The organism is Paenibacillus terreus, assembly GCF_042138595.1.
GTDB classification, from domain to species: domain Bacteria; phylum Bacillota; class Bacilli; order Paenibacillales; family Paenibacillaceae; genus Paenibacillus; species Paenibacillus terreus.
In genome coordinates this window covers 1-12,238 of record NZ_JBHIRX010000018.1, presented here as the reverse complement: position 1 = coordinate 12,238, position 12,238 = coordinate 1, and the positions used below count along the sequence as shown (strand labels likewise).

Here is a 12,238-nt window from a genome sequence, read left to right as displayed (position 1 = left end):
AGGAAGGCTGACTATGATTTTATATCTGACCAGTAATGATCACGTCAATTTATTAGATATGATAGAGCAAGAGCAGAATCTACCGGTAAAGAAACTGACGGGGCAGTTTTCACTCCTGTCTTTTGTGGTCAAAGACATGCGGCATTTCAGTCATGTGCGATTTGTAGCCATTGATCGAAAGGCGATCCTTGAATCTGATGATGAGATGGTTCAAGCTCTATTATCGTTTCAAACCATGTATGAAATCCGTCTCATTGTGATTGCGATCGGGCTGCCGGAAAGCAGCTCTTTCTTGCTTCAATTGACGGAAGCAGGTATTACGAATATCGCAACAGCTGATGAAATCGATCCGTTGCGTGCTGAAATTAGAGAGTGTTTTTCTGAGCAGGGGTTGCAGCGCTTTATCTCCCCCGTCTCAACCGTACCAGATATCATGAAGAAAGACTCTTCCACTTATGAAGAGCAACAATACCGTTTTGATTGTAAAAATATTAATATCGCCATTGCTGGAAGCGACAGACGAGTTGGCGTTACGACCACCGCAATGAATTTGATGTGCTGGATAAACCATCATGGAGGCTCTGCCTGCTATCTAGAAGCGAACATGAGCAAGCATCTGGCACATATCGTGCAACTCTTTCAACCTGAACAAGATGGCCAGGCCTATGTTATTGAAGGTCACGATCTCTATTTTACCAATGAGTTAAACCGAGACTATAATTTCATCGTGATCGATTGTGGAGTTCTTAGCGAAAAAATATTGCCCAAAACTTTCATAAATGCAGATATACGTGTCCTCTGCGGTTCGGCTATGCCTTATGAATTGCCGGTATTTTATCGGGCGATTCAACGGTGTAAAGAAATTGAGGTCCATCCTTTGGCACTATGCGTTCCAAAAAACATCCGCCCCTATGTTGAGAGCATGAATAACAACTTGATCTTTGGAGGCAATTCGCACGATTTATTTGATGATAAAATTAACGCATCCGTTTATCTGCAACTGCTAAGTAAATATATTATAGTCTTTGACCCGCAAGACACACATACATTTCAAATCACTCATTTCTATTAAATTTTTTGTGCGTTTTCTTCGATAAAAAATAATATTCGCAATTAACCCATTAACAAACCATCCAACGTAGTAAGATAAGTCCCTCTCGTTCTAAATATGTCCTTTGTAGAATATTGAATCATTATACAAAAAACTGCGGCGAGGAACAGGTTTCTAAGTTTGAATTTGTGGTTTATGTGAAATGGTTACAAAATGCTACTTGTTACCGTAATCTTATCCGAAGCCACTTTGGGGATTATAAAGTATTTAAATCCATGTCGATCAGGTTTCTGGTCGGCATAAAAGCCTCCGGTCGAGCCCGATTTCAGGCTTAGTCACAGGTATTCCTCCCCGTCTTGCTTCTCTCACGATATAGGCCAGCTTAACCTAGTTGTACTATTCAAAAAGAAGGTTTCCAAGAGTCCAAATTGCGTACGGGGAAGGTATTTTTATATGCCAATCGATTGACATGTCAAACGATTGGCATATAAAATAGGAGTTAATCTTACATTTCAGTTTGGGGAGGAAAGCCATGCTTAACCTAGATGAAAGGATTAACTTTCAAAACAACAAAAGTAATGACTTGTTGGCAATCGGAGAGATTCTTATTGACCTGATATCAACCGAGTACGGTGAGGATGCCACTAGCAATACTTATCAGAGGTATTTTGGAGGATCACCCTCTAATATAGCGATGAACGCAAAAAAACTTGGAATTCGCTCGGTAGTCGCTTCAGCAATCGGAGATGATGGATTAGGAGATTTTCTTATGAAAAAACTCCAGAGTGCCGGAATGAATACCGATTGCATTCAAACAGTACATAAGGCTACAAGCATGGTGTTACTGACGAAAAGCCAATCTACGCCCATACCGATTTTTTATAGAGGGGCTGACTATCAACTAATCTACACTCCAAAACTTGAACAATACCTAAAAGATTCTAAGCTATTGCATTTTTCCTGCTGGCCACTCTCTAGATATCCTTCCCGTCAGACAATCGAGAGGGCAATCGAAATGGCAAAAGCAAACAATGTACTCATTTGTTTTGACCCTAATTATCATGAGATGCTTTGGGAAAATGGCGAAGATGGGGTCAGCTATGTCAAATCAATTATTGCTAAAAGCGATATTCTGAAACCATCTGAGGACGATGCTGAGCGCCTATTCGGCAGCGACATCCCTGAACGATACATTGAAAAGTTTCTTGAGCTCGGAGCAAAATTAGTTATATTGACCATGGGCAAAAAAGGAGCGATTGTATCTAACGGCAGCTCAGTCGAAGAATTTCCATCATTAGCCACAGAAGTTATAGATACTACTGGAGCAGGAGATGCTTTTTGGTCAGGGTTCTATAGTGGGATTATAAAAGGTTATACGATTCGTGAATCTCTTCGTATGGGGTTTGCTACAAGTGCTTACAAATTACAATTTACCGGTGCCGTCATAGACTTGCCCAAACTTGAAGTCATTAGCTCCTTATACCAAATTTAGGAGGAACAAACATGCCATTAAAAAATCAAGTACAATTGATTACATACCCTGACTCGCTTGGCGGAGATTTAAAAACGTTAAAGAATGTACTCATTTCACATTTTTCGGAAATTTTTAAAGGTGGTGTGCATATCCTCCCTCCATTCCCTTCTTCAGGCGACAGGGGTTTTGCTCCGATTACCTATCTTGAAATTGACCCCTCATTTGGAACGTGGGATGATATCCGTGAAATTGGTGAACGGTTCGATATCCTAGTTGACTTGATGGTTAATCATATTTCACAGAAATCGGAATACTTTCAAGACTTTCTAAGATACGGTCGTAACTCAAAATATTCAGACCTATTCCTCACCTTAGATAAACTCTGGGAAGATGGGATCCCCGTACAAAAAGATATAGACAAGATGTTCTTGCGCAGGCCACTGCCATACTCAACTTTTCAAATTCAAGAGAGCGACACATATGAAAGAGTATGGACTACGTTCGGAAAGACGGATCCTTCTGAACAAATTGATTTAGATATTCGTTCGGAAATGACAAAACAGATCCTCACCTTATTCTTCGAAAATTTTAAAAAATACAATGTCAAAATTGTTCGCTTGGATGCGGTGGGATACGTTATTAAGAAACTGGGAACTAGTTGTTTTTTCGTTGAACCAGAAATTTATGATTTTCTTGGTTGGATCAAGGATCTTGCTGAATCATTAGAGATTGAACTGCTTCCAGAAGTACACTCACATCACTCCATTCAGTATAAATTAGCAGAACATGGTTACTGGATTTACGACTTTATTTTACCCTACCGCATTCTGCAAGCCATTATCAACCAGTCTAGTGTAGCTCTCTGCGACTACTTAAAAACCCGCCCCGCCAAGCAGTTCACGATGCTTGACTGCCATGACGGCATCCCGGTTAAGCCTGATTTGGACGGACTAATCAATACCACAGAGGCACAAGAACTCGTGAACATTTGTTTGGATAGAGGCTCCAATCTCAGCCTAGTTCTATCGGATGAGCATAAAGGGGAGGACGGGTTCGATGTGCATCAGATTCGCTGTACCTACTACTCCGTACTTAATTGCGATGATGATTCATATCTTGCTGCAAGAGCCATTCAATTTTTTGTTCCCGGAATTCCACAGGTCTATTATGTAGGGCTGCTTGCCGGAGAAAATGACTACGATCGCCTTAAGGAAACCGGTGATGGCCGAGAAATTAACCGTCACAACTACACTCTTGAAGAAATCGAACACTCGCTAAAAAAAGAAGTCGTGCAGCGACTTCTGAAGCTTATTCAATTCCGGAATGATTATGAGGCATTTGACGGGGAGTTTAAAGTAAAGATATCATCAAAAGAAGAAGTTAGGTTGCGCTGGGATCATAATGGAAAATACTGCGAACTACTTGTTGACCTTATAACCAAGAGAACCACTGTCCAATATATTGATGAAAATAACAACTTGATTGAATATATCGTCTGATTAACAAAAAAGATGCAGGGGACAATATGGCGACAATATACGATGTGGCGAAGAGAGCGGGAGTTTCAGTCACTACCGTTTCTCGAGTACTAAACAACCGGGGATACATCAGCCAGGAAACCCGTCAGAAAGTTTATCAAACTATCGAGGAGCTTAACTATCAACCTAACGAACTTGCTCGCTCCTTATTGAGTAAGCAATCCAATGTCATCGGCTTGATCATTCCTAATGTTTCTCATCCCTTTTTCGGTGAGTTCACCTATGCTGTAGAGCATTATGCATACGAACAAGGATGCAAACTGCTCTTGTGCAACTTACAGTTGGATCCAGTCAAAGAGCGGGAATATTTAAAAATGATGAAAAGGAACCAGGTAAATGGCATCATAATGGGGAGCCATACATTGGATACAGAGATTTATCGTAATTTGAATTATCCAATTGTAACAGTCGATCGCTTTATCGATGATTTTCCATTTGTTGCCTCGGATAATGAGCAAGGAGGCCGATTAGCTGCTGAATTGCTGATAAAAAAAGGCTGCCGAAAGATTGTCCATATTTGCGGGAATCAATCTTTAGATATGCTCTCCAACCTCAGGACCAAGGGATTTAATAATACTGCAAAAAGTGCAGGCATCGAAACCGTCGTTCTTGAAACCAAAATGAATGTTTTTGATCAAGAGGAGTACGAATATATAATATCTAATATGTTCGCAGCTCACCCCGATCTGGATGGTGTGTTCGCCACCAGCGACATTATCGCTGCGCATGTAATCAAAAAGTGTGAACAGATGGGTAAAGATATTCCTGGTCAAATTAAAATTGTTGGATACGACGACGTTAGCATAGCATCTTGGATCTGCCCGGGCATAACAACGATCAAGCAACCGATTGAGGATATGGGACGAATCGCAGTAAATTTAATTCAAAAACAAATGAATTTAGAGTCGATTTGCCAGAAGAATATTCTTCCAGTTGAGTTAGTAGAGCGAGAGACAACTTGAACTGATCTAAAAGTACGCAATTAGCGTACTTTTTTATATTACCTAAATTACCAAGCAGCCAAGATTCAAAATACGTGCTTGGCTGCTTGAAGATCCCATCATTCAGTTTGTTGAAATTACACCTTAACGGGTGGCTGTAAAACGTTTCTAATCATCAAAGGCAGGTAGCCATTCTCCATGCGCTTCAATTAAGTCATCACATAAAGAAATGATATCATCTAGGGACAATTCTGCAGCTGTATGTGGATCCAACATGGCTGCCTGGTATACATGCTCTTTTTTCCTGAAGACGGCCGCCTCAATGGTTAGCAGTTGGGTATTAATGTTCGTTCGATTCAATGCGGCAAGCTGCTCGGGCAAGTCCCCAATATAACAAGGAGTTATTCCGCTGCGATCAGCGATACACGTTACCTCTACAACAGCTTTACGAGGTAAATTGCTAATGAGCCCGCCTGTATTCAATACATTGCCCCCAAACTTGAAAGCGTTATTGGTTTCATCGCTTCGATAATTCTGGAGCCGTATTCTTCAGAACGTTCGTGAACAAGATTTGTGTTTGTTGTAAGAGATTCCCGCATTTGCTCCCAATCTCGGATTTGATGTTCACAACGGCGCGGATATTCATCCAGCGGTATGTTGAATTTTTCAATAAGTTCAGGATAGCTTCGCTTAATAAAATAAGGATGATATTCTGCATTATGCTCGGAGGATTCTGTAACATAATATCCGAATTTGTCCATGAGTTCAAAGCGAACCATATCATGATGTTTGGACATCTGTTTTTGTTTTGCACGTTGTTTAATCTCTGGATATAAATCTTCTCCATCCCTTTTTATTTCCAGCAGCCAAGCCATATGGTTAATTCCTGCGATTTTTTCTTCCAAACCATCAGGATTCAAGTCTAATGCTTTAAAGAGATCCTTTGTACATACTTGAACGCTGTGGCATAACCCAACGGTTTTGACATTCGTATATCGAAGCATAGCACCCTTTTAGAGAAGCCATTGGATTCGTGTAGTTTAAAAACCAAGCATCAGGGCATATGTCCTCAATATCCCTTGAGATGTCGAATAATACAGTATGGTTCTGAGCGCTCTAAAAAATCCCGCCAATCCCGATTGAATCAGCAATCGTCTGACGAAGACCGTATTTTTTTGGAATTTCAAAATCGATCACGATGCTTGGTTTATACTCGCCAACTTGAATAGCGTTGATGACGAAGGGCAGGTACCATCATGCAATCTCCCAATACATTTTTCGCAAAAATGGTACTACCTGCTCCAATAAATGTAATTTTGTTCATTATTTATCCTCCTTGTATGTTAAGAGCATCTCCTGATTTGGGGTTGCTCTTATTCCTTCTGCTCTTTGAAAAATGAATAAGTTGAAATGATGTTGTCCCGGTGGGGGACGCAGCCCAAGTGAAGCGCGGGAGCGGCCCAAAGGGACGAAAAAAATGTGTTTGCGATCCTGGGCTGTCCTTGGGAAAATGCCAGTAGGTGTCACCGACGGGAATGTTCCTTCTCCTCCTGTTGACCCGTAATTCGGGTTCTTCCAGTTTTAGTTTCCCGCGCGTCGCCATCCCTTTCGCATAGCAGAGAAAGGTTCGTGCACCGATGGGCCGAGAATATTCTTCCAGTCGAGTTAGTGGAGCGAGAGAAAACTTAATAATGTTAATAAAAGTACGCATTTGGCGTGCTTTAGTAATCCTCCCAGAAAATTGTTTATTTAATGCCTGTAAGTGTGACTCCCTCAATAATTTGCTTTTGCGCTACAATATAAATAATTAATACTGGAATTACAGAGATTGTAGTTCCGGCCATCATCAATGGCCAATCTGCAATATACAGACCTTTAAATGTATTAAGTAACAGCGGTACTGTAAATTTCTCTGGTGTATTCAAGAAAATTAAAGTGTCAAGGAAGTTATTCCAGGAGCCTAAAAAGACGAAAATCCCAACAGCCGCCAAGGCAGGACGAATTAACGGTATAATGATCCTCCAGTAGATTTTAAAACTTCCGGCTCCATCGATGAATGCAGCCTCTTCCATTTCTTTCGGAATACCCATAATAAATTGCCTCAATAAGAAGACAGCGAATGCATTAAATAAGGCACCTGGAACTATCAATGATAAGTGGGAATCAATCCAACCTATTTTCGTCATAATAATATACAAGGGTATCATCGTTACTTGTCTCGGAATCATCATGGTCGACAAGAAAAGAATAAATAAAATGTTGGCCCCAGGGAAACGAATTTTTGCAAACGCATATGCTGCCATTGAGGCTGTAAGCAATGTAGCCAATACAGAAACTCCCGTGATGTAGAAACTATTCCAATATGCTCTACCGAACGGCATTGCAGTCAAGGAGTCCATATAATTTGACCATTTAAATGGGTCAGGGATCCATTTCGGCGGCACTAGAAAAGTCTGTGATATATCCTTCAATGAACTGCTTAAAGTCCATAGAAAAGGAAAAATCATCATTATTGCTCCGAGAGTTAATACAGCATGAAGAATAAATTGAGACGGTTTTATTTTTTTCTTTACCTTTGTCTGTTTGTCCAGAATAACATTCTTATCAACAGCTCCCACAACGTCATTCGCCATAGTGAACCCACCTTTTTGACATTTTAAATTGGATAAGAGTGAAGATCAGAATAATGACAAACAGAATCATTGCTGAAGCGGCACTCTGTCCCATTTTAAAGTCGATAAAACCTTCTTGATAAATATGGTACACTAAAGTGTAACTTGCTTTAGCTGGCCCGCCATTTGTCATTACGAAGGCCTGATCAAAAACTTGAAAGGAGCCGATAACAGACATAATGGCAATAAAAAATGTTGTAGGTGAAAGCAATGGCAAGGTAATGTTCAAGAACTGCTTAAAACGTGAAGCTCCATCAATTTCGGCAGCCTCATAATAGCTTCTTGAAATCCCCTGCAATCCAGCGAGAAAGATAACCATGTTGTTGCCAAGTCCCGACCAAATACTAAGCATAGCGATAGAAGGAATAACCCAATTCGTATCGGTCAGCCAATCAGGTCCATTAATTCCGATATATGAAAGTAGCAGATTTAGAATCCCAAAGTCACCGTTTAATATCCACATCCAAATAACCCCGATAGAAACAGAGCTAGTTACTACAGGCATGAAGTAAAATACCCGGTAAAGTTCCTTCCCTCTCACCTTGTTCAGCCCAACTGCAATGAGCAGAGATAGGATAATACTTGACGGAATCACCAATACCATATAATAGACTGTATTCTTTATCGCAATCCAAAAATCCGGATTGTGGAACTGATACATAAAGTTTGCGACGCCAACAAAGGTTCTGGCGCCAAACCCATCCCAATTCATAAAACTTAATACGAAAGCGTATACAACCGGGAATAAAGAGAAGATAAGCAGACCGATTAGTTGCGGCGAGATAAAAAGATATCCCGCTAACGTCCTTTGACGATTACGCATGACTCCCCCTCCAATTAGTTGCCCATTTTATAGTCCTTTGTTAATTTATTCGTTTCTTGTGAGATATTTTTGATTGTTGTCTCCACATCTTGTTTCCCCAACAGCAACAAATCGTATTGGTCGTTTACTCTTTCGCTTAATCCAGGAATACGCCCTGTGAAATACTTAAGGGAACCGTTGGCATAACCTTTTTCACGAGCATCAAGAAAATACTCAGGATGCTCTATCGTTTTGTCGCTTGTTACAATATCGTCAATACCGCTAACCGACGGAACTGCACTGCTATTTCCGGCAAGCCGTAGTTTTTGGCCTTCTTTGGATACATAAAAAGTCACAAACTTCATTGCTTCTTCTTGCTCTTTAGACTTTTTGTTTACGGCAAAGAAGGCTATGGGAACTTGTACTGGCTCCATTTTGTTATTTGTATTGGATGGCCAATAGATATAATCGAATTCAAGATTTTCCATTTGACTGAACATGGGAGTTAACCAGCGTCCTGCGGCTACAATCCCCACTTGATTGGACATAAACATGGCATCCAATCCTTGACCCTTTGGAAGAGAGCCGGCGTATTTAATTTGGCCCTTTTCCCTTAAGTCGTTTACAAATTTGATGGCTTCACGAGCCTTTGGATTTCGATCCATTACATAGTTTCCTTGATCATCATAGGAGAGACCTCCGTTTGACCAAATCCAGGTATCCATTGTCCATGTTTCACCGATATACCCTTGTTTGCCGGCGTCCTTTAACTTCTTCGTTACTTCATCAAAAGCCGCCCAGTTCCACTTGCCTTCATCAAAATATTCTTGAGGTGTCTTAATTCCCAAATCTTTAAAAATCTTTTTGTTGTAGTACATTACCAACGGATTGCAGTCCATTGTAATACCATATATTTTGTCGCCATCTTTTGCAGCTCCCCATAAGCCATCAGGATAATCATCCGGTTTGGCGTAGCTATCGTTCGTTTTCATAAATTCGCTCAAATCGGCAAGCGAGCCGTTTTGCACTAATTTGGACATCGTAGCATCCCCGACATAGAATACGTCCGGCGCATTACCCCCCTGGAGTTGTGTCAGTAGTTTTTGCTCATACCCGTCGCTTGCCACTGGGATCAATCTAATTTTTACGTTCGGATGTTCTTTGGTATAGGCATCGATTCCTTTTTGATAAATCTTTAGTTCCGCCGGATTTCCCCAAGCAGACATCGTAAGGTTGACTGTCTTGCTGGATGAATTTTCACCTGATTCCGATGATGTCGATGTACTGTTGCCGCAACCGGAAAGGGCAATTACGCCTGCAAGAACAGCTGGAACAGCCCGCAGGATCACGTTTGATTTCATTTTCATTTCTATACCTCCCGATTTAAAAAGTATCCAAGATTGTATCCGCTTTCTTTTTATTTGAAAAAAAAAGAGTTCTCCTAACTACTTTTTCACACGAGGATTATAGCCTTACTGTCACCACACCCGCCCCCCTTCAAAAAGCTTTCCTTTGACCTCCCGCAACAGATTAAGATAGACATACAACTCTTGCCACAGGATAAAAAATTGTTCTTTTCAAAATCCTTTTTTGTCTTAAAACCTGTAAAGGACTGTTGTCGTAATGATAATAAAACACGATACATATCATCCTCAATGGTAAGTTAATGCGATAACAGGGTAAAAAATTGCCCTTCAATCGAGTAGGAGTAGGCGGTTAGCCTCCATCCTCACAAACCACCTAGCATGCGGGTCCGCACTAGGCGGTTCCAAAAGGTTGACAAAGATCCACATAACACGCTTTCATGCTTTTCAGCCCATCGCTTCTCAGTAGGAAATCGGGAGGGTAATTGTTTGTGTTCCGGGACATTTCCCACGGTCCTCTCCTGGAGTTGGCCACGACGAAGCAAGCCCAGTCCGGAACTTCTAGCGCCGGAGTTCGCGGATCGGGTTCGCACCATTTCAACTGCTTCCATAGGCACATGCGCAGACTTCGGCGGATCCAAGCGTCGAACCGTTCGCAGTGCTTCTTGGCTGAGGCCAACAGAAATTAACCTAGCCATCCAGATAGCTGCGAATCAGCTTCAATATACGCTTGTCTGCTATCTTCCGGGCGACTCGGGCCATCAGAATGTCGTGGTTCACACGGTCGAAGAACTTCTCCAGATCCATGTCCACCACCCATTTTATGCCGCTTTGAATAAAGCGTTGGGCTTGCTTCACTGCATCATGGGCTCGTTTTCCCAGGTCTAAATCCATAGCTATATCAGGAAAACAAGGCGTCAAAGATCGGGTTCATCACTTGTAGAAGCGCCTGCTGGAGGAAGCGGTCCATCACGGTCGGGGTGCCTAGCAAAGCATTGTTTATCGGAATAGATAGTTCCTTGAGTCTTTCTATGAATTTCTTTTATTCCATCATAACTGTGGGGAATTTCGAACGAAGCAGCACAAACGCGGTTAACCAATCAATTGATTGCTTGTTTGAAGGAGTTTTTCGCCGCAGCACTTAAGTTTTTTCCTAGAATTCCTCAATTATGCGAACAGAAGTTTCTACAACGCTACCCTTCAGCAAAATCTTTGGTTAATGCATCTAAGCAGGGAACTGATTAGTGTCTTGATTGAATTTCGTCATAAGTCTCCCGATGCTAAAGTCGAGGAAATACTTGAGATAGTCCATCAACCGAAAATCAGTGTTCCCCAAGCTACAATTAAGGCTAAATCCAGACTTGAACTTGTATTAATAAAGCAGTTATTAGTACTGGTTGAAGAGCTAGATAACTACGATAAAACAATCATGCAGTTGTTTAAAACCCTTAATGATGCTCCGATCTTTGCAGGTCTTCCTGGGGCTGACAAAAGACTTGCTCCTAAACTCCTGGCTGAATGGGGTGATAACCGCACGCTATACGATTCATCTTCAAGTGTACAGGCTCTGGCTGGTACCTCACCGGTTGCTTTTCAAAGTGGCAAGTACAATAAAAGGCACGTAGAAGAACATCCTGTGTAAAACCCTTTCGCAATGCTCTACACGAGTTCGCTTGGTGTTCTGTAAGAGGGAACCGTGGACTAAAGAATATTACTACCGTAAGCGCCAAGAAGGAAAGAGCCACCATGTGGCAATAAATTCATTAGCTAACAACTGGGTGCGTATTATTTTTGCATTGTGGTAAAAACAAGAACAATATGACCCTAGTATCTTTAGGGCGTCTCAGGTAAATATATTCCAAAAAAATGTCATAAAAATCATAAGATCCCTTATGGATTTACGCAATCACAAAACCGAACGTATATTCTCCATATTGGACATAGAGGGTCTTGCCCTTGGCTACGATAGGCGTCGCCAGCCCCCGTTCGGGACTTTCACCCTAGAGATGACGCCCATGCTGGGCGTACTCAGAGAGATTTCAGGCCCCGCTAGCTCACCTCGACGCCGGTTTGACGTAGTTATCCCCTATTGGAGGAGGTATTCAGGTAATTTGCATTTACGGCCTGTCGCTTCTCCAAAAGTCCAGCTTACATCATCTTTTCAAGTGAACACTGAACAACGGGACATCGCCTATCACTCCAGCGTCTTCTATCGCTCCAACGATTTCACCATTTCAGATCGTTAGGAGCCAAGACGGTGTGATCATCGGTAAGCCGGCCTGCTCGATTTCGATAATATCGAACTCCAGCAGCAATCCCCTGCTCTTCCCAAAGGGAACAATCAGGCGATAAAGACCTCGCGGCTGTCATCAACGAACACTTAAACGGAAGGCGAT

At 41.7% G+C, this 12,238-nt stretch carries 8 protein-coding genes and 3 pseudogenes; 5 read left to right on the top strand and 6 right to left on the bottom strand.

The window, feature by feature from the left end; all coding sequences use genetic code 11:
* The first annotated feature begins 13 nt into the window (after positions 1 to 13).
* From ACE5KN_RS24660 to ACE5KN_RS24645, 4 genes are all read left to right on the top strand, one after another.
* Positions 14 to 1,072, top strand: a complete 1,059-nt coding sequence (locus ACE5KN_RS24660; protein WP_375527372.1) for a hypothetical protein — start codon at positions 14 to 16, stop codon at positions 1,070 to 1,072.
* Positions 1,073 to 1,583: 511 nt separating this feature from the next.
* Positions 1,584 to 2,543: a carbohydrate kinase family protein gene (locus tag ACE5KN_RS24655; protein ID WP_375527371.1), complete on the top strand. Its 960-nt coding sequence runs from the start codon at positions 1,584 to 1,586 to the stop codon at positions 2,541 to 2,543.
* 11 nt (positions 2,544 to 2,554) lie between these two features.
* A complete protein-coding gene (gene gtfA, locus ACE5KN_RS24650) occupies positions 2,555 to 4,024 on the top strand; it encodes a sucrose phosphorylase (RefSeq protein WP_375527370.1) in 1,470 nt (489 codons plus the stop codon).
* Between the two features lie 26 nt (positions 4,025 to 4,050).
* Positions 4,051 to 5,025 (top strand): LacI family DNA-binding transcriptional regulator, encoded by a 975-nt coding sequence (locus tag ACE5KN_RS24645; RefSeq protein ID WP_375527369.1) that lies wholly within the window; start codon positions 4,051 to 4,053, stop codon positions 5,023 to 5,025.
* A 147-nt stretch (positions 5,026 to 5,172) separates the two neighbouring features.
* On the opposite strand, the pseudogene ACE5KN_RS24640 reads toward ACE5KN_RS24645, so the two are convergent.
* The 6 genes and pseudogenes from ACE5KN_RS24640 to ACE5KN_RS24615 form a co-directional block, all read right to left on the bottom strand.
* Positions 5,173 to 5,879, bottom strand: a pseudogene (locus tag ACE5KN_RS24640) (family 4 glycosyl hydrolase).
* A 55-nt stretch (positions 5,880 to 5,934) separates the two neighbouring features.
* Positions 5,935 to 6,262: pseudogene (locus ACE5KN_RS24635) on the bottom strand (family 4 glycosyl hydrolase).
* A 487-nt stretch (positions 6,263 to 6,749) separates the two neighbouring features.
* On the bottom strand, positions 6,750 to 7,637 hold the full coding sequence (locus ACE5KN_RS24630) for a carbohydrate ABC transporter permease (RefSeq protein WP_375527368.1): 888 nt from the start codon (positions 7,635 to 7,637) through the stop codon (positions 6,750 to 6,752).
* Positions 7,627 to 8,499, bottom strand: a complete 873-nt coding sequence (locus ACE5KN_RS24625; RefSeq protein ID WP_375527367.1) for a carbohydrate ABC transporter permease — start codon at positions 8,497 to 8,499, stop codon at positions 7,627 to 7,629. The genes ACE5KN_RS24630 and ACE5KN_RS24625 overlap by 11 nt, the downstream gene beginning before the upstream one ends.
* A gap of 14 nt (positions 8,500 to 8,513) precedes the next feature.
* Positions 8,514 to 9,845, bottom strand: coding sequence for an ABC transporter substrate-binding protein (locus ACE5KN_RS24620; protein WP_375527366.1), 1,332 nt, complete (start codon positions 9,843 to 9,845; stop codon positions 8,514 to 8,516).
* Positions 9,846 to 10,236: 391 nt separating this feature from the next.
* Positions 10,237 to 10,833: pseudogene (locus tag ACE5KN_RS24615) on the bottom strand (reverse transcriptase domain-containing protein); the annotation flags it as partial.
* A 258-nt stretch (positions 10,834 to 11,091) separates the two neighbouring features.
* Here ACE5KN_RS24615 and ACE5KN_RS24610 point away from each other — a divergent pair.
* Positions 11,092 to 11,484: a transposase gene (locus tag ACE5KN_RS24610; protein WP_375527365.1), complete on the top strand. Its 393-nt coding sequence runs from the start codon at positions 11,092 to 11,094 to the stop codon at positions 11,482 to 11,484.
* Positions 11,485 to 12,238: the final 754 nt, after the last annotated feature.